Origin of the sequence: Hyphomicrobium sp. ghe19, from assembly GCF_902712875.1 — a bacterium.
Taxonomy (GTDB): domain Bacteria; phylum Pseudomonadota; class Alphaproteobacteria; order Rhizobiales; family Hyphomicrobiaceae; genus Hyphomicrobium_B.
The window spans coordinates 1,495,915-1,512,917 of record NZ_LR743509.1 but is presented as its reverse complement, the minus strand read 5'-3'; the positions used below and the strand labels follow the sequence as shown (position 1 = coordinate 1,512,917).

The 17,003-nt window shown below is 61.1% G+C and carries 17 protein-coding genes and 1 pseudogene; 13 read left to right on the top strand and 5 right to left on the bottom strand.

Going from position 1 to position 17,003, the window contains the following annotated elements; all coding sequences use genetic code 11:
* Positions 1-228 precede the first annotated feature (228 nt).
* Together AACL53_RS07105 and AACL53_RS07100 are read right to left on the bottom strand one after the other, a co-directional pair.
* Positions 229-1,950 (bottom strand): annotated as a pseudogene (locus tag AACL53_RS07105) (NADPH-dependent assimilatory sulfite reductase hemoprotein subunit); the annotation flags it as partial.
* A 68-nt stretch (positions 1,951-2,018) separates the two neighbouring features.
* Complete coding sequence (locus AACL53_RS07100; protein ID WP_339083791.1) at positions 2,019-3,803, bottom strand: sulfite reductase flavoprotein subunit alpha; 1,785 nt, start codon at positions 3,801-3,803, stop codon at positions 2,019-2,021.
* A gap of 575 nt (positions 3,804-4,378) precedes the next feature.
* Here AACL53_RS07100 and pqqA point away from each other — a divergent pair.
* The 6 genes from pqqA to AACL53_RS07070 all read left to right on the top strand — a co-directional run bounded on the left by pqqA (position 4,379) and on the right by AACL53_RS07070 (position 8,383).
* Positions 4,379-4,468: a pyrroloquinoline quinone precursor peptide PqqA gene (gene pqqA / locus AACL53_RS07095; protein WP_041921595.1), complete on the top strand. Its 90-nt coding sequence runs from the start codon at positions 4,379-4,381 to the stop codon at positions 4,466-4,468.
* Between the two features lie 144 nt (positions 4,469-4,612).
* Positions 4,613-5,545 carry a pyrroloquinoline quinone biosynthesis protein PqqB gene (pqqB, locus tag AACL53_RS07090; protein WP_339083790.1) on the top strand — a complete coding sequence of 311 codons (933 nt, stop codon included), beginning with the start codon at positions 4,613-4,615 and terminating at the stop codon, positions 5,543-5,545.
* Positions 5,542-6,324 (top strand): pyrroloquinoline-quinone synthase PqqC, encoded by a 783-nt coding sequence (gene pqqC, locus AACL53_RS07085; protein ID WP_339083789.1) that lies wholly within the window; start codon positions 5,542-5,544, stop codon positions 6,322-6,324. Before pqqB ends, pqqC begins: the two co-directional genes overlap by 4 nt.
* The gene (pqqD, locus tag AACL53_RS07080; RefSeq protein ID WP_339083788.1) at positions 6,321-6,623 is read left to right on the top strand and encodes a pyrroloquinoline quinone biosynthesis peptide chaperone PqqD; all 303 of its coding nucleotides are present in this window, start codon (positions 6,321-6,323) and stop codon (positions 6,621-6,623) included. Before pqqC ends, pqqD begins: the two co-directional genes overlap by 4 nt.
* Before the next feature lie 29 nt (positions 6,624-6,652).
* Positions 6,653-7,813, top strand: a complete 1,161-nt coding sequence (pqqE, locus tag AACL53_RS07075; RefSeq protein WP_339083787.1) for a pyrroloquinoline quinone biosynthesis protein PqqE — start codon at positions 6,653-6,655, stop codon at positions 7,811-7,813.
* A 213-nt stretch (positions 7,814-8,026) separates the two neighbouring features.
* Positions 8,027-8,383: a cytochrome c family protein gene (locus AACL53_RS07070; RefSeq protein ID WP_339083786.1), complete on the top strand. Its 357-nt coding sequence runs from the start codon at positions 8,027-8,029 to the stop codon at positions 8,381-8,383.
* A gap of 80 nt (positions 8,384-8,463) precedes the next feature.
* On the opposite strand, the gene folK is transcribed toward AACL53_RS07070, so the two are convergent.
* Both folK and AACL53_RS07060 read right to left on the bottom strand, forming a co-directional pair.
* Positions 8,464-8,991, bottom strand: a complete 528-nt coding sequence (gene folK / locus AACL53_RS07065) for a 2-amino-4-hydroxy-6-hydroxymethyldihydropteridine diphosphokinase (RefSeq protein WP_339083785.1) — start codon at positions 8,989-8,991, stop codon at positions 8,464-8,466.
* A 24-nt stretch (positions 8,992-9,015) separates the two neighbouring features.
* Positions 9,016-9,393 carry a 4a-hydroxytetrahydrobiopterin dehydratase gene (locus AACL53_RS07060; protein ID WP_339083784.1) on the bottom strand — a complete coding sequence of 126 codons (378 nt, stop codon included), beginning with the start codon at positions 9,391-9,393 and terminating at the stop codon, positions 9,016-9,018.
* 114 nt (positions 9,394-9,507) lie between these two features.
* On the opposite strand from AACL53_RS07060, the gene AACL53_RS07055 reads away from it, so the two are divergent.
* The 7 genes from AACL53_RS07055 to fae all read left to right on the top strand — a co-directional run bounded on the left by AACL53_RS07055 (position 9,508) and on the right by fae (position 16,096).
* Entirely contained in the window at positions 9,508-10,512 is a 1,005-nt protein-coding gene (locus AACL53_RS07055) for a beta-ribofuranosylaminobenzene 5'-phosphate synthase family protein (protein WP_339083783.1), read from the top strand.
* Between the two features lie 5 nt (positions 10,513-10,517).
* Complete coding sequence (locus AACL53_RS07050) at positions 10,518-11,423, top strand: NAD(P)-dependent methylenetetrahydromethanopterin dehydrogenase (RefSeq protein WP_339083782.1); 906 nt, start codon at positions 10,518-10,520, stop codon at positions 11,421-11,423.
* 10 nt (positions 11,424-11,433) lie between these two features.
* Positions 11,434-12,564 carry an ATP-grasp domain-containing protein gene (locus AACL53_RS07045; RefSeq protein ID WP_339083781.1) on the top strand — a complete coding sequence of 377 codons (1,131 nt, stop codon included), beginning with the start codon at positions 11,434-11,436 and terminating at the stop codon, positions 12,562-12,564.
* Positions 12,565-12,578: 14 nt separating this feature from the next.
* The gene (mch, locus tag AACL53_RS07040; RefSeq protein ID WP_339083780.1) at positions 12,579-13,538 is read left to right on the top strand and encodes a methenyltetrahydromethanopterin cyclohydrolase; all 960 of its coding nucleotides are present in this window, start codon (positions 12,579-12,581) and stop codon (positions 13,536-13,538) included.
* The gene (locus tag AACL53_RS07035) at positions 13,522-14,493 is read left to right on the top strand and encodes a RimK family alpha-L-glutamate ligase (RefSeq protein WP_339083779.1); all 972 of its coding nucleotides are present in this window, start codon (positions 13,522-13,524) and stop codon (positions 14,491-14,493) included. Before mch ends, AACL53_RS07035 begins: the two co-directional genes overlap by 17 nt.
* Positions 14,490-15,353: a triphosphoribosyl-dephospho-CoA synthase gene (locus AACL53_RS07030; protein WP_339083778.1), complete on the top strand. Its 864-nt coding sequence runs from the start codon at positions 14,490-14,492 to the stop codon at positions 15,351-15,353. Before AACL53_RS07035 ends, AACL53_RS07030 begins: the two co-directional genes overlap by 4 nt.
* Before the next feature lie 230 nt (positions 15,354-15,583).
* Positions 15,584-16,096 carry a formaldehyde-activating enzyme gene (gene fae / locus AACL53_RS07025; protein ID WP_339083777.1) on the top strand — a complete coding sequence of 171 codons (513 nt, stop codon included), beginning with the start codon at positions 15,584-15,586 and terminating at the stop codon, positions 16,094-16,096.
* Positions 16,097-16,282: 186 nt separating this feature from the next.
* Here fae and AACL53_RS07020 read toward each other — a convergent pair whose 3' ends face one another.
* Entirely contained in the window at positions 16,283-16,990 is a 708-nt protein-coding gene (locus AACL53_RS07020) for a HisA/HisF-related TIM barrel protein (protein ID WP_339083776.1), read from the bottom strand.
* Between the last annotated feature and the right edge of the window lie 13 nt (positions 16,991-17,003).

Genomic DNA, 17,003 nt, shown 5'->3' with positions numbered 1-17,003 from the left:
CGAATTCGCGTCGTCGTTACTTCTGTATCATCCACGCAGAGACGCGGAGTAGCTGCGCATTGCCGCCGCGCGCCGACGAGCTGCACGCCGATGACGCGTAGACATACCTACCCAAGCAACGTCATCCCCGCGCAGGCGGGGATCCCACCAAGCTTCTGTTCTTCGCTATTCAGGCTTGGATGGATCCCGGCCTTCGCCGGGATGCCGAAAGAAACGGTTTAGTGCCCCTCAAACCAGCTTCACATCCGCGTGGAATTGGTTGCCGGCCGGCGTGATCGCCACGGCGCCATGCCGGATCGCGAAGTCGCCGAAGTGCTCGCCCTTCTCCCGCTCTTTCGAATAGGCGATGAAGAGCGGTTCGAGCAGCGAAACGATGCGCTGCTTGTCGACATCCTGCGCGTAAAGCTTCGAGAGCCGCGAACCGTTGAACGCTGCGCCGAGGTAAAGGTTGTAAAGCCCCGGATTGCGGCCGACGAGGCCGATCTCGGCAAGATACGGCCGCGCGCAGCCATTCGGGCAACCCGTCATGCGAATGACGATGTCGTCGTCGTTGAGACCGGCCTTGTCGAGACTTTCCTCGAGCGCGGTAACGAGATCCGGAAGAAAACGCTCCGCTTCCGCCAATGCCAAACCGCACGTCGGCAGCGCAACGCACGACATCGCATTGCGCCGAAGTCCCGACGATACGTCGAGTGAAACGCCGTGAGATTTGAAGATCGCTTCGATCTTGGTTTTCGCTTTCGCCGTCGCGTTGGAGAGTATGACGTTCTGGTTGGCCGTGCAGACGAAATCGCAGATGCCGAGTTCGGCGATCTCGCGCAGCGCCGTCCGCAACGCATAGCCGGGGCGATCCTTGATGCGGCCGTTCTCGACGAAGAGCGTCAGATGCCACGCCTTCTCCGAACCCTTCTTCGCATCGACCGTTTGCCGCCAGCCGATCTTGTCGCCCGTTCCGGTTAACTTGAACGGTTTCGGTTTCTCGAACTTGAACCCGAGACGCTTTTCGACTTCTTCACGGAAATTATCGAGCCCGCGATCTTCGATCGTATATTTCAGCCGCGCCCGCGCGCGGTTCTCGCGATTACCCCAGTCGCGCTGAACGGTGACGACCTTTTCGGCAACGTCGATCGCCTGCTCCGGCTTGCAGAAGCCGAGCAGATCAGCAGCGCGCGGGAAGGTGTTGAGATCGCCGTGCGTCATGCCCATGCCGCCGCCGACGGTCACGTTCCAGCCGACGAGTTCGCCCTTCTCGACGATGGCGATATAGCCGAGGTCGTGCGCGTAAATGTCGACGTCGTTATCCGGCGGCACCGCCACGACGACCTTGAACTTACGCGGCAGGTAATGAACGCCGTAGATCGGCTCCTCGTCCTTCTTCGCGGGCCGCGACGCATCCTCGACCTTCTCGCCGTCGAGCCAGATCTCGTGGTAAGCGCCCGTTCTGGGAAGCAAGTGCTCGCTGATCGCCTTGCCGAGATCGTAGGCTTGCCGGTGCGCCTTCGACAGATGCGGATTGGCGGCCGTCATCACGTTGCGATTGACGTCGCCGCAAGCAGCCAGCGTATCGAGGCAGATGTCGTTGAACGACTGCATCGTGCGCTTGAGGTTCGACTTGATGACGCCGTGAAACTGGAATGTTTCGCGCGTCGTCAGCCGCATCGTGCCGTTCGCATACGTGCTCGCGATGGTATCGAGGCCGATCCACTGCTTCGCCGTCACGACGCCCCCCGGAATGCGCAGGCGGATCATGAAGGAGTAAGCCTTCTCGAGCTTCTTCTTTCCCCGCTCGCCGCGAACGTCGCGATCGTCCTGAATGTAGGAGCCGTGGAACTTGATCAGCTGCTGATCGTCTTCCGCGATGGCGCCTGTTTCGACTTTGAGCAGCCCCTCAGCCAGCGTACCGCGCAGCTGATGACTGTGCTCTTTGATAATCTCGTTCTTCGAACGCTTGTCGGTCATTTCGTATTCCCCGGCTCCCTTCAGCCTCGGCGGCCGCGAAGGGATTTCGTGCAATTGAATTAGTAGATGTCGCGTTGATAGCGACCGGCTTTCGTCAGCTCCTTGAGCTTCGCGCGGCCCGCCTCTTCATCGCCCTTCAGCGGCTCGGCCAGAACCTTGACGAGCATCGCATCGACGTCCTTCGCCATGCCCTTCTCGTCGCCGCAGACGTAAATGTGTGCGCCTTCCTGCAGCCAAGCATTGATGTCCGTGCGCCGCTCCCAAATGCGATGCTGGACATAGATCTTTTCCGGCTGATCGCGAGAGAATGCAACATCGATCCGAGTGAGATCGCCCGACGCGAGATAGTCCTGCCACTCGAGCTGATACAGGAAATCGTTGGTGAAGTTCCGCTCGCCGAAAAAGAGCCAGCTCTTACCTTTGGCGCCGTCGGCGATCCGCTCTTCGACGAAGCCGCGATACGGCGCAACGCCGGTTCCCGCGCCGATCATGATGATCGGTGTATGCCCGTCGGCCGGCAGACGGAAATGCCGGTTCGGCTTGACGTAGATGCGGCCCGTCTGGCCGATCTTGCGGCGCTCGCCGAGGAACGTCGAAGCGACGCCCTTACGCTCACGGCCATGCGATTGCCAGCGAACCGCGCCGACGAGAAGATGCGCTTCACCCGGATGCGCTTTGAGGCTCGACGCGACCGAGTAGAGCCGTCCCGGCAACGGCCGCAACAGACTTGTAAGTTGTTCCGGCGTGAGCTTCTCCGGGTATGCCAGGAAAAGGTCGATGAGCTGCCGGTCGGACGCAAACTTCGGATAAGCCTCGCCCTCGAGCAGCGCCTTGACGTCGGCGCGGCCGGTCAGCTTCGCGTAGTTCTCGACGGCCGCTCGCGACAGCGTCGTCACGTCGAATGACTTTTGCACCTTCAAGAGCAGCGCGGCATCCGAGCCGAGCCCGACCGTTTGCAGAAGATCGTCGACGAGAGCCGGATCGTTCTCCGGCAGCAGGCCGATCGCGTCTCCCGGCTGATAGGTGAATGCGGGATCCTCGAACGTAAATTCCGTGTGCCACGTCTCGCGCGTCGAGCCGCTGCCGTTCAAATTGACGAGCGCCGAGATCTCGGCTTCGAGAGGCTGCTCCGCGGTGAATTTCGGTTCGTCATCGTCGGCCTGCGGGAAGGCGCCGCCGAAATCGACATGCACGACCGTACCGCCGGCCGCCTGCGTGTCTTCCGGCGCCAGTTTGGCGAGCGCACCTTCCGTCCACTCGGCAGCCTTCTTGGCATAGTCGAGATCGAGATCGACGCGATCAAACGTCCGCACACCGCCCAATTCCTCGAGCCGCTGATCGATAGCTTTTCCGGTCGCGCAAAACTGCGTGTAGGCCGTATCGCCCAGCGCCAGAACCGCAAAGCGGACGCCGTCGATGCGCGGCGCAGCATCGCTCATCAGCGCTTGATAGAAATCGACGGCCCGGGCGGGCGGATCGCCCTCGCCCCAGGTCGCTGCGTACACGACGATGTTCTTCGCCTTGGCAAGCAGCGCCATGTCGGCGTCGGCCATATCGAAGACCTTGGCATCGAGGCCGTGCTTCTGGGCGGCTTTCTTTGCCTTCGTTGCGAGGGCCTCTGAGTTACCGCTTTCGCTCGCATAGAGAATAGTGAGCGGCGCGCGCGGCTTGGATGCCGGCACCACCTGGGCAACACCACCACTTTGCGCGGCCTCGAAACCCGCAAAAAAGCCGGCAAGCCACGAACGCTGCTGCGGAGTTGTCCGCGCAACCACTTTGTTCAACAGTTCGATGTCTTCCGGCAGAAAAGGCGCGTTGCGCGGAAGCAGTGGGGTCGCGGTCACTAAATGCTCTCCTCGTCAGGGTATCAGCCCGGCGTTCAAAGGCGCGGACGTAGCGCGCCTCCGGGCTCCGGAAAAGCCCAAACATGCCAGCCGGCCCCGGGAGCCGGTCATGCATTCTAAAAGATCAATCCTTAACACCCGACCGAGAAAGCCGGACGTCACGCCGCCAAGCCCGATTCCATACGATATTGTAGGACAATTTTCTACGCACCTGCGGCATTTCAACCGAAGATAAGAATAATTTTCTAATATCCCAGATCCAGTCGGCAAAAAATCGGGGTCGTGGATCGTCCGCCGAAATGCACGCACATCTGGCGAGCAGGAGGTCCAAATTCCACAACGGCTCCCACCCCCCAGGCGCCCGTCAATTCGATCACACGCAGACGTGAAGCGCATTGATTTGAAAAGAAGACCCGGAACATGATCTACATCAGTGGACAGCGGCAACCAGCCTTGACTTTGGTCAGCTGATCCGCAGATTGGAGCGGCACGACAAAAGTGCCTGCACCGATCTGGTGGGCCCTCGGCGGGGTCTGCAAAGAACGTAAGCAGTTTACCGCTTTGGAGGAAACACTATGAAGATTTGGACCAAGCCCGCAGTGCGCGAGCAGGAAGTTGGCCTCGAGGTTACGAGCTACCTGCCGGCCGAGATCGACCTCATCTAACCGATGAAGTCTTCGGTCTCGCAAGGTTTGTGAGACACCGGCGCGGCGGTCGATGTATCATCGGCCGCCGCGGCCGTTTCATATCGAATAATTGAGAGCGCTTCCGGCTTCGGCGATCCGTCGGCGCAACCACGTTCAGCTCACATGATCATCAAAGTACTCGGGTCCGCCGCTGGGGGCGGATTCCCGCAATGGAATTGCAATGGCTTTCACTCATCCAGCGTGAGGGCCGGCGTAGCGGGATATAAGGCAAGGCTGCAATCGTCTCTCGCCGTCAGTGCTGACGGCTCGAATTGGGTATTGCTCAACGCCTCGCCCGACATCCGCCAGCAGATCAACGAAACGCCGGAACTGCAGCCTGCGAAGGCGGGCGCACTGCGCAATTCGCCGATCAAGGCCGTCGTCCTGACGAACGCCGACGTCGACCACATCACCGGCCTCTTGAGCCTCCGCGAAGGCCAGCCCTTCTCGATCTACGCCGCAGACCGCGTTCTGGCGACGCTGGACTCCAATAGCGTTTTCGAAGTGCTGGCCCGGGACAAGGTTTCCCGCAACACCTTCGCGCTCGACCAGCCGACGCGCCTCGAAGGCGCCGGCGTCGACACCGGCCTCGTCGTGGAAGCCTTCGCCGTACCCGGCAAAGTCGCGCTCTTTCTGGAGAAGGGCGACGCCGGCAACAATTTCGGCAGCCGCGACGGCGACACCATCGGCCTCAAAGTCACCGATGCAAAAACCGGGAAATCGTTTTTCTACATCCCAGGCGTCGCCGAGATCGACCCGCCGCTCGCTGACAAAATCCGCGGCGCTGATTTGATTTTCTTGGACGGCACACTCTTCACTGACGATGAAATGCTGACCCAGGGCCTGCTGAACAAGACGGGCAAGCGCATGGGCCATATCTCGGTCTCCGGCCCCGAAGGGTCGATTTCGGCATTGCGACAGCTCAATGTGAAACGCCGGATCTACGTGCACATCAACAATTCCAACCCAATCCTGGACGAGAACTCAGAAGCCCGTAAAGTTGTCGACGCCGCCGGATGGGAAGTCGGCTTCGACGGCATGGAGGTCCGCTTATGAACCCTGTCAGCCTCGAAAAGAAAAACGCCGAACGCCGTGAAAACGAGCCGCCGATGTCGCCCGCGGAATTTGAAGCCGCGATCCGCGCCGTTGGACCGGAGCGCTATCACGACCTGCACCCCTTTCATCACCTGCTGCACGGGGGCAAACTCAATCGCGGCCAGGTCCAAGCCTGGGCCTTGAACCGCTTCTGCTACCAATCCGCGGTGCCACGCAAGGATGCGGCCCTCATCAGCCGCGCCTACGATCGCGAGCTGCGCCGGGAATGGACGCATCGCATTCTCGACCACGACGGCCTTCCGCCGGACGAGCCGGGCGGCATCGAGCGCTGGCTGATTTTGACGGACGGTCTCGGTCTCGATCGTGAATATGTGATCTCGCGGCGCGGCGCGCTCCCTGCCACCATTTTCGCCGTCGAGGCCTACGTCACGTTCGTCCGCGAGCAGCCGTTGACGATCGCCGTCGCATCGTCGCTGACCGAACTCTTCGCGCCGAAGATCCATAAAGAGCGGATCGCCGGCATGCTCGAGAACTACGATTTCATCGACGACAAGGTGATGACCTACTTCAAGCGCCGCCTGACCCAGGCGCCGCGCGACGCCGACTTCGCGCTGCAGTACATCCTGAAGAATGCCAAGACGCGCGACGAACAGGAAGCCTGCGTCGACGCCGTGCGTTTCAAATGTAACGTGCTTTGGGTGCAGCTCGATGCGCTCCACCATGCTTACATTGATGGACACATTCCACCCGGCGCATTCCGGCCAGAGGCTGATCGATGAGCGGCGAAGCACATCGCACACGTGTGATCATAGTGCCGGCTTCAAAGCCGGCGCTGCCACCCCACATTAAGTTACGGCACGATCCCGGCCGGGGTCGCTGGCACGTGCTCGCGCCTGAACGCGTCTTCGAGCCCGACCCGATCGCTATCGAAATCTTGAAGCGTTGTGATGGCGTGAACTCGGTCGAACAGATCGCGTCGGAGCTTGCGAAAGAGTACAACGCGCCACTGCAGGAAATACTCGCAGACACGATATCCATGCTCCAGGAGCTTTCGGATAAGGGCGTGATCAGAGCCTAAGAACTCGGGACAAAACGGAGCTGACGTCAATGAACGAAGTAGCACCGATGGAGCAGTTCTCCGAGAAGCCCCTGGTTGAGGCTTGCGCCCGCGCGCCGGTCGGCCTGCTTGCTGAGCTGACTCACCGCTGCCCGCTGCAGTGCCCTTACTGCTCGAACCCGCTCGAACTCGACCGGGTCAACAGCGAGCTGACGACCGCCGAGTGGCAGGACGTCATGCGCCAGGCTGCCGACCTCGGCATCCTGCAAATCCATTTGTCCGGCGGCGAACCGACCGTTCGCAAGGATCTCGAAGACATCGTCGAGGTTGCAGCGAAGGCCGGTCTTTACACCAACCTCATCACCGCCGGTGTGACGCTCACCCGCGACCGCCTGAAACGTCTGAAGGAACTAGGGCTCGACCACGTCCAGCTCTCGATCCAGGACGTCGACGAAGCGAACGCCGAAAAGATTTCTGCCTACAAGAACGGCCTCGCCAAGAAGCGCGAAGTCGGCAAGTGGGTGCGCGAATTCGAAATGCCGCTCACCATCAACGCCCCGATACATCGCCACAATATCGAGAACCTGCCGAACATCATCAATTTCGCCGTCGAGATGGGCGCCGGCCGCATCGAAGTGGCAAATATCCAATACTACGCCTGGGCGTTGAAGAACCGCGCGAGCCTTATGCCGACGCGGGCGCAAGTCTTGAAGAGCGCCGAAATCGTCGAAGAAGCCAAAGAGCGCCTGAAGGGCATCATGGTTTTCGATTTCGTCGTACCGGACTACTACGCCAAGACGCCGAAGCCCTGCATGGGTGGCTGGGGCCGTGGCGTCATGAACGTGACGCCGCAGGGCCGCGTCCTCCCCTGCCATGCTGCAGAATCGGTACCGGGTCTCGAGTTCGACAACGTCAAAGACCGGCGACTGGCCGACATCTGGCTACACGGCCAGGCGTTCGAAAAATATCGCGGCACCAGCTGGATGAAGGAACCTTGCCGGGGCTGCCCGCGCGCGGAAATCGATTTTGGCGGCTGCCGCTGCCAGGCGATGGCCTTTACCGGCGATCCGACGAACACCGATCCGGCCTGCAAGCTCTCGCCTCATCACCTGGCGTTCGTTGCCGCCGCTGAGGCCGAAAGCGGCGTCGCCAATCCTCCCCCGTTCGTCTACCGCCGCATGAGCCCCGCCAAGGCGACCGCTGCCGAGTAGGAACCGGTCAGTAACTGCCAGCGAGCAATGTTCATTTAACCGAGCCTGAGCCCGCGCACGCAGTGCAGCGAAATCGCACGGAATTTTTTTTATGCCGGTGCGGCATTCTGTTCGGTCGCGGTTCAGAAAAAAAATGGCAACTTCCTGCCACTGAGCTATGAGTTGGAGCGTTTCTAAAAAATGCCGCTCAGGCGAAACGGGAAGGAAAACGAAATGCGCAAGTGGGTTCTGGCGATTGCAATGATCGCAGCAGTACCGACCGCTGCCATGTCCGCCGATGCGGATGCCGGCAAGACGGTCTTCAATAAGTGCAAGGCCTGCCACCAGGTCGACAAGAACGGCGTCGGCCCGCACCTCGGCAGCGTCGTCGGCCGTGCTGCTGGAAGCCTGCCGGACTACAACTATTCGGATGCGCTGAAGAAGTCCGGGATCACCTGGGATGAAGCCGCGCTCGACAAGTGGCTGCAGGGTCCCGCCAAGGACGTCCCCGGCACCAAGATGATCTTCGCCGGCATCAAGGATGAAGGCGACCGCGCCAACCTCATCGAATATCTCAAGACGCTGAAGTAATCAGAATTCGTCGTCTGAGTTCCGTTTAGTAGAAAGCGCAGCGAAGATCAGTTTCTTCGCTGCGCTTTTCTTTTGGTTCATCACGGCTGAACCGCTTCGACTTCGCTTGCGTCGAGCTTCTCCAGCATCGCATCGATCGACCGGCCGTTGAGCCTCAGCTCCGGCGCGACATCCTTGAGCGGCACCAGCACGAACGCGCGCTCGGCGATGAGCGGATGCGGAACGGCAAGGTCCGGGTCCGCTATGGCAAGGTCCTTGAATGTCAGGATATCGACGTCGATGACGCGCGGTCCCCATCGGATGGTGCGCACGCGTCCCATATCGTTTTCGACCGCTTGGCAGCGCTTGAGCAGCTCATGCGGCGACAGGGTCGTTTGGATTGCAATGCACGCATTGATGAACCAATCCTGATCCGTGACGCCCCACGGAGCCGATCGATAAAGCTTCGATCGCGAGACAAGCCGGATTGATCCGTCGGCCGTGAGCCGGCGGATCGCTTCCTCGATATTTTCAATGCGATTGCCGAGGTTCGTACCGAGCGCCAAAACGGCATCGGACGCGCCGGAAGACCCTCGCAGCTCCGCTTGCGGACGCTCGGCGTTCGTCATTGAAGTTGCCTCCGGCCGCTAGGTTCAGTCGTACTTGATGTACGCGAACCGCATGTCGCCCTGGGGCGTGCCTTCGAGGCCTTTGCCTTCTTTGCCCGGCTGCCAGTGCACGACATCCTCGATCTTTTTGGCGAGCTCGAGATCCTTCGAGGTGATGCCCTTGGCCGCATGGTTCATCAGACGAACCTCGACCCAAGCATAGGACAGCGTCATATCCGGGTGATGCCACGCCGCTTCGGCGAGATGGCCGACGGTGTTGACGACCATGAGCGTGCCCTTCCAGCTCGCTGTCTTGTATGTGCGGCGTATCCAGCCGTTCTCGAGCTTCCAGGTCGGAAGGTTGGCGGCCAGCCAAGCATTGACATCGGCATCGGCCATCGGTTTTTCGCGTTCTGCACTCATCTTGCCCTCGACCTCCAATTATCGGACAACTCGCTTCTTTAAATCCTACCGCCGCCGCAACCGCTAAACAATCAAACGGATGCCTCCGGCGGCTATCAGAAAGGACCGTCTTACGTGAGGCCTTTTCCGGCAACCTCTGCCGCGATCCGCGTCACGGCTCCCGCGCGACTGCACCTTGGCTTCCTCGATTTGAACGGGGGACTAGGCCGGCGCTACGGAAGCATTGGCTTGAGCATCGACCGACCGAGCACCCAGCTCACGCTAACGAAAGCCGGTCACCATTCGGCCACCGGCCCCGAAAGCCAGCGAGCCGTTGCCCTTCTCCGTAAATTCGCCGGTGAGGACTCGGATAAGAACCAGGACAACGGCTACGCCATAACTGTTTCAGAAGCCATCCCCGCACATGCGGGCCTCGGATCGGGAACGCAACTCGCCCTCGCTGTCGGCGCGGCAGTGGCGCGGATGGAGGGGCGCGAACTTTCAGCGGCAGACCTCGCGGCCCTGGGCGATCGCGGAGCACGTTCCGGTATCGGGCTCGAGGCATTCCGGTCAGGCGGCTTCATCATCGACGGCGGCAAAGGCAAAGAAGACAGGCCCCCGCCCCTGACGCTGCGTTCCGACTTCCCGGCGGAATGGCGGGTGATGCTCATCCTGGACCCACGCGATGCAGGCGTCTCCGGGGAAGCCGAGACCACGGCATTTGCCGGGCTCCCCCCCTTTTCCGAAGCGAGCGCGGCGCACATCTGCCGTTTGGTCCTGATGAAACTTGTGCCCGGGTTGAAAGAGGAAGACCTCGGCGCGTTCGGCTCGGCGCTGACGGAAATTCAGGAAATCGTCGGCGGCCATTTCGCGACGAAACAGGGCGGTAGCCCATGGACAAGTGAAGCTGTCGGACATCTCGCAGCGCGAATGGGAGAACTGGGTGCAACCGGCATCGGACAAAGCTCCTGGGGTCCGACCGGGTTCGCCTTCGTCGAGAGCCAGAAAGCGGCAGAACGCCTCTATCATTCTTTATACGAAGACGCTAAAGGCCTCGGGCTCGAAATCCAAATTGCACAAGGCCGCAATTCCGGCGCCATCATAGAAACGCTGCGAAATTCCCAACGTACGGAGCAATAAATCAAATGAGCGACGCCACACCTATTCTGCATATGCTCGCGCCGCAGAAGCACATGAGCCCCTTCGACGTGAACATGGCGGCCGACGCTGGCTACAAGGTGATCGTTCCCTACATCAACGTTGAATTGGGCGAAGTAACTGGCCTGATCCAGGACGCGATTTTCTCGCGCCCCCCGAATTACGGCGTGCGCACCGGATTCTTCATGGGCGGCAAGGATGCGATCCTCGCGCTCGACATGCTCGACGCAGCGAAGAAGGCGATGGTTCCGCCGTTCGAATGCTCGGTTTTCGCCGACCCGGCAGGCTCGTTCACGACCGCGGCCGCGATGGTCGCTTGCGTCGAGAAGCTCCTGAAGGACAAGTTCAATAGGGACTGGAAGGGCGTCAAGGTTGCGGTCTTCGGCGCAACCGGCGTTGTCGGATTTGCTTCGTCCATCATCTCCGCCCTTGAAGGCGCCGACGTCCAGCTCGTCGCCCACCGCGGCGTCGAGCGCGTCATCAAGAGCGCCGAGATTTCGAAGGCCCGCTTCGGCGTCGACCTGAAGGCCGTCCCCGGCGAAACCGACGCGCAAAAGGCTGAGATCATCGCCAATGCCGATGTGATCTTCGCAGCAGCTGCAGCCGGCGTTCAGGTCGTATCCAAGGAGCACAAGCAGCTCGCCAAGAACCTGAAGGTCATCGCCGACGTCAACGCCGTGCCGCCCGCAGGCGTCGAAGGCATGGAGCTTTTCATGAACGGCGAGAAGCTCCCCGGTTGCGACGCGCTCGGCGTCGGCCCGCTCGCGATCGGCGACATCAAGTACAAATGCGAATCGGGCCTGTTCAAGCAGATGATCGATTCCGACAAGCCGCTCGTGCTCGACTTCCGCGATGCCTACACCTTCGCGAAGAAGCTCGTCGGACTGGCTTGAGGCTTAGGGCTTGAGCGGCGAAACGGTCCTCATCGCCGCGTTTTCCGGGCGGAGCCTCGCGCAATCCGCCCGGCGCGCCGGTTATAGACCGCTCGTCGCCGATGCCTTCGGCGATCTCGATACACAAGACGCCGCCGAGGACTTTCGCGTTCTCGACGGCGCCATGCAAACCGGCTTCCGCACGAAGCCGCTGATTGCAGCACTGGACGACCTTTCCCGATCTGCATCTACCAAGCCGATCGGCCTGGTCCTGGGTTCGGGCTTCGAGGATAAGCCTCGTCTCGTCGCAGCCCTCGCAAGCCGGTTCAATCTCCTCGGCTCCGGCGCCGCGACCTACAAAGCCTGCAAGGACCCGCAGAGCTTCTTCGGGGTTCTCGACAGGCTCGGTATCCCGCATCCCGAAACGCAAACGTCTCCACCTGCCGATACGGCCGGCTGGATCACGAAGCGGGTTGGCGGCAGCGGCGGCCGCCATATTCGGCATGCCAATGCCCAATCCATCGCGCGTCCGCGTCGCTACTTTCAGAAGCTTCTAAAAGGCGAGAGAATCTCGGCATGTTTCGTGGGCAACAACCGTGCCTCATGGACATACCTAAGCCGGCAGTGGTGCGCGCCCGCAAGAGGTGCCGAATTCCGGTATGGAGGCGCCGTAACGCTGCCACCTAGCCCCTCTGCCCCAGAACACCAGAAGGCTCTCGAATATACGGGCCGCGTAGCCAGCGAACTTGGTCTCAAAGGCGTTGCTTCGTTCGACTATATCGTTGCGAACAATGAGCTTTGGCTTCTTGAGGTCAATCCTCGACCAGGGGCCACTTTCGATATTTTCGATGACGCCGATGGCCATCTTTTTCAGGATCATGTTGATGCGGTAAACGGTTCACGGCTCCAATACCGTGACGCTTTCGACACTCAGGAAAAAGCCGCCGCCATCCTGCACGCCGATCGCTGGCCCATCTTTCTGAATGATATTGCATGGCCGGACTGGGCTGCCGACCGGGGCCCACCCGGAACGTTCATCCCCCTCGGCGCCCCCTTGGCGACGGCTTTCGCCGAGGCTCCGACGGCTGATGCGGCAGAAGCGCTCGCCCGTAAACGCTTGGCGGAACTTGAAGACCTGATATACGGACACGCCAAATCCTGACCGCGGAGTTCCCAATGGTAAAGCAGCCCAGCGTCTCGGCACGCGCAGCAAAGCTCGTCGACGAAATCGTTGCCGATGCCGACGCACTCCGCATCTCCGTGTCGAAAGGCAGCCTCGGCGAACGCCTCATCGATATGGGCGCGAACGTCGTCGGCGGACTTGAAGCCGGCCGCCGTCTCGGCGAAGTCTGCATGGGCGGGCTCGGCACCGTCGCATTCACGCAATCGTCCGGCCTCAAGAATTGGCCGCTCGGCGTCGTCGTATCGTCGAACAATCCGGTCATTGCCTGCCTCGCCAGCCAGTACGCCGGTTGGACGATCAGCGACGAAGCCTCGGGCTTCTTCGCGCTTGGCTCAGGACCGGCGCGAGCCCTGTCGCGCGTCGAAGACTTGTACAAAGAACTCGGTTACGTCGACCACCATCCGCAGGCGACGCTTGTCATCGAGGGCGATAAGGCGCCGCCTTCGGCAGTCATCGCGAAACTGTCGACAGGCTGCGGCATCGATCCGACCGGCTTGACCATCATGTACGCGACGACCTGGAGCCTTGCAGGCACCGTACAGATCGCAGCCCGCGTTCTCGAGGTCGCGATCCATAAAGCCCACGCTCTGCACTTCCCTCTCGAGAATATCCTCGACGGCACGGGCACGACGCCGATCGCGCCGCCGATTCCCGATTTCGTCAAGGCGATGGGGCGCACCAACGATGCGATCATCTATGGTGGCCGCATCCATCTCTTCGTCAAAGGTCCCGACACCGATGCGAAGCGGCTTGCAGAGAACCTGCCGTCGAGCACGTGCGGCGCCTATGGCAAACCGTTCGCCGAGATCTTCGCCGACGTTAACGGCGACTTCTATAAGATCGACCCGATGCTGTTCTCACCCGCTCAGGTGATCGTCTCTAACGTCGAGACGGGCAATTCCTTCCGCGCAGGCGAGCTGGCGCCGGAGATCGTCGATGCGAGCTTCCGCTGAGGCAAAGCCTGATCCTTTGCCAGGCCCAGGCGATGGGCTTCACCTCGCCCTTCTGATCGAGGAAGGGCGGGGCGAATGGCACGCGCGCCGCATCGTGCGCTCGCTCGAAGCCATGGGCGCGCGCGTCACGGTTTCCTCGCTTCCCCATTGCGCCTTCGACACCGGGCTCGAAAGCGGCATCGATATTCCGGGCTTCAAAGGCCGCTTGCCCGACGGCGTTTTCGTCCGCTCGATCTCGGCGGGCACGCTGGAACAGATCACCTTCCGGTTGGGCCTCTTGCATGCGCTGCGCGAAAGCGGCGTACGCGTCTGGAACGATGCGCGCGCCATCGAGCGCTGCGTGGATAAATCGCAAACCACGTTTCTTCTGCACAAGAACGGCATCCCGACACCGCGCACGCGCGTCTGCGAAACGCTTCCTCATGCGCTCGAATACACCGAAGGGCTCGACCGCCCGCTCGTCGTGAAGCCGATCTTCGGCAGCCAGGGCAAAGGCATCGGCAAAATCGAGCAGCAGAGCGAATTGCCTGCGCCCGAGACTGTCGATCAGATGTACTACATGCAGGATTACGTCGCGCCGAAGGATGGCCTTTTCGAAGATTGGCGCGTTCTCGCGACGAGGCATCGCGTTGTCGCGGCGATGACGCGCCGCGGCACCAATTGGGTGACGAACATTCATCAAGGAGGCAAGGCCCGCGTCCATCTCCCCGACGCCGAAATGACCAGCATCTCGATGGCGGCGATGCGCGCCGTCGATGCCGATTACGCCGGCATCGATCTCATTCGAACGGCCGATGGCGAGCTGCAGGTGTTGGAAGTCAATTCCAATCCAGCATGGCGCGGCCTGCAAGGCGTGGCCGACGTCAACATCGCATGGGCCATCGCCGAGGACTTCTTGAACACCGTCCTCGCGCACCGCGCGGCGTCGGGTATTCCCGTCGCTGTTGAAACATGAGCGGGCCGCGTCAACCGGCCGAGATAACCGCGGCCTTCCTCGACGCTTGCCACGCCGAACTCAACGCGTTGAAGCCCGGCAATGTCCATCGCCATTCCGCCGGGCACGGCATGGAGGTGTTCCATTTCGAGCAGGCGGCGAAAGCCGCAGCGGGTCCGATAGCCGATCCCGCACTGAGCGTCGGCAAGCGCATCCTCCGCGCGACTGAGGCGAGCGTTGCCGCGACCGGCATGAATACCAACCTCGGCATCGTGCTTCTTTGCGCGCCGCTCGCAAAGGCTGCGAGCGAAACGACGTTCGACGTCGGTCTGCGCCGCCGCCTCGGCAATATTCTTTCAGCCCTCGATGTAGCGGACGCCGACGACGCGTTCGAAGCAATCCGCATCGCCAATCCCGCGGGCCTCGGCGCAGTCAGTGAGGGCGACGTTCGCGCTGAAGCAAACCGGCTCACTCTTATTGCCGCAATGCACATTGCCGCCGAACGCGATCGCATCGCGAACGCCTATGTGAACGTCTTCGCAGACGTTTTCGATTTCGCTTTGCCCGCGCTCCACGCGGCGCGCGCAGCACCAGGAGCCGACCCGGCCCTTTCGATAACGACGTTGCATATGTCGTTGCTGGCCGAGGTCCCCGATACGCACATCACGCGGAAATACGGTCTTGAAACCGCTCTCGATGTGCAGCGCGAAGCACACGCGCTCAAGTCGAGCTGGTTTCCTGTTGCAACTGCGAAATCACTGTCCGCCCTTCTGGATTTTGACGCAAAGTTGAAACAGAGCCGTCTCAATCCGGGTACCACTGCTGATTTTGTAGTCACGACCCTTTTCGCCGACGCGTTAATCGAGCGGAAACACTCCTGAATGCCGCCGCGCCCCATTTTAAGGGCTTGTCTCGCTCGTTGACCTAGGGCAATACAGGCGCCGTGTCCGCATTCGATGCGGGCCGATCCATTGTGCCTGACGCTGGTACTCATGACACCAGGGCGCCGACGTGCTTGGATATCATCGCCAGAGCAACACAGCGAATTCCCGACTTTTGACGGGGGAGCGTTGGTGCTCATATCGTTTATTTCGTGGGAGGAACCCCCCTAATGGCCAAAATCAATAAAGTCATGGTCGGCGAGTCGCTCGTCGGTGACGGCAACGAAGTCGCTCACATCGACCTCATCATCGGACCGCGCGGTTCGGCTGCTGAGACGGCGTTCTGCAACGCCCTGACGAACAACAAGGACGGCTTCACGACGCTTCTCGCCGTGATCGCGCCGAACCTCGCCTGCAAGCCGAACACGATCCTTTACAACAAGGTCACGATCAAGGACGCCCGCCAGGCCGTTCAGATGTTCGGACCGGCTCAGTACGGCGTTGCAAAGGCCGTTCAGGACTCGGTTGCTGAAGGCGTCATCCCGGCTGCTGAAGCTGATGATCTCTACATCTGCGTTGGCGTGTTCATCCACTGGGAAGCTGCCGACGACGCCAAGATCCAGGACTACAACTACCGCGCCGTGAAGGAATCGATCGCACGCGCTGTTGCAGGCAAGCCGACGGCTGCCGAAGCAACCGCTCAGCGTAACTCGGCTCAGCATCCGTTCGCTGCGAAGGCTTGAAGCGGAAACCGTCCTCAGCAGGTCGAAAACAAAAATAATACTGCCCCTCCCATGAAGGGGGGTCTGCTGCAGCGATTGGGTAGACTGCTCTCGGGCCGTTACAGCGGTTAGCAACTGAGACGAAGCCGAGGCCGCAACTTGGCTTCGAACTCAGCTGGAGCGGCTGCTGCAATTCCGGACTGGACATCACCGGCCGGCGACTTCCTTGAGGTCGCCGGCCGAAATTTTTCCCGAATGCAATGCCGAAGAGACGAGCGCGCCTTTGACGCCGATCTTTCGGAGCACCTCGAGATCTTCGCGATTTCGAACGCCACCAGCCGCATAGACGCGGCGCCCGCCCGCGCGCGACACGATATCCGTAAGCTTTTGGAAATCGGGACCTGCGTTCGCGCCAACGCGATCGAGCGTCATGACGATGACCCGCGAGGGCCAAAGCGACGAATCGGTCAGCAGCGTCTCCGGCCCCATGAATTCGTCGTGCCTGAAATCAAGAGACAGGATCGTGCGCCCCGGCGCTTCGGCTGCGATGTCGCTCCAGACGCGCGCCGTCTCGACGCTTTCCGAACCGACCACGAGTGTTGAAACAGGTGCGGCAAGCACCGCTCGGGCAGCGCCGCGCGATCCCGTGCCCGCGTCGATCCAGATCTCGACGCCCGGCAGAACATGGCTGAGGGCCTGAACGAGGTGCTTGTCGCGGCCCCGCCCCTCGATGCCGTCGAGATCGGCTAAGTAAAGTCTGCGGAACGTAAAAAGCTTAGCGAGGCCCCGCGCCAGATCTACAGGATCCGATGACGCCGCAATCGGCGTTTCGATGGGCCGATAGGCCGAGCGCTCCCCCTTGACCGCACGAACAACCTGCCCGTGCGCGACATCGATAACCGGAATTACGTCCACTGCTTGCCTCCTC

Coding starts and splice junctions, on each gene's coding strand:
- folK (WP_339083785.1), bottom strand. CDS start 8,991: ATGACGAACGCCGAGCGTCCGCAAGCGGAGCTGCGAGGGTCTTCCGGC.
- pqqE (WP_339083787.1), top strand. CDS start 6,653: ATGAACGAAGTAGCACCGATGGAGCAGTTCTCCGAGAAGCCCCTGGTT.
- AACL53_RS07070 (WP_339083786.1), top strand. CDS start 8,027: ATGCGCAAGTGGGTTCTGGCGATTGCAATGATCGCAGCAGTACCGACC.
- AACL53_RS07050 (WP_339083782.1), top strand. CDS start 10,518: ATGAGCGACGCCACACCTATTCTGCATATGCTCGCGCCGCAGAAGCAC.
- fae (WP_339083777.1), top strand. CDS start 15,584: ATGGCCAAAATCAATAAAGTCATGGTCGGCGAGTCGCTCGTCGGTGAC.
- pqqD (WP_339083788.1), top strand. CDS start 6,321: ATGAGCGGCGAAGCACATCGCACACGTGTGATCATAGTGCCGGCTTCA.
- mch (WP_339083780.1), top strand. CDS start 12,579: ATGGTAAAGCAGCCCAGCGTCTCGGCACGCGCAGCAAAGCTCGTCGAC.
- pqqC (WP_339083789.1), top strand. CDS start 5,542: ATGAACCCTGTCAGCCTCGAAAAGAAAAACGCCGAACGCCGTGAAAAC.
- AACL53_RS07035 (WP_339083779.1), top strand. CDS start 13,522: ATGCGAGCTTCCGCTGAGGCAAAGCCTGATCCTTTGCCAGGCCCAGGC.
- pqqA (WP_041921595.1), top strand. CDS start 4,379: ATGAAGATTTGGACCAAGCCCGCAGTGCGCGAGCAGGAAGTTGGCCTC.
- AACL53_RS07060 (WP_339083784.1), bottom strand. CDS start 9,393: ATGAGTGCAGAACGCGAAAAACCGATGGCCGATGCCGATGTCAATGCT.
- AACL53_RS07030 (WP_339083778.1), top strand. CDS start 14,490: ATGAGCGGGCCGCGTCAACCGGCCGAGATAACCGCGGCCTTCCTCGAC.
- pqqB (WP_339083790.1), top strand. CDS start 4,613: ATGATCATCAAAGTACTCGGGTCCGCCGCTGGGGGCGGATTCCCGCAA.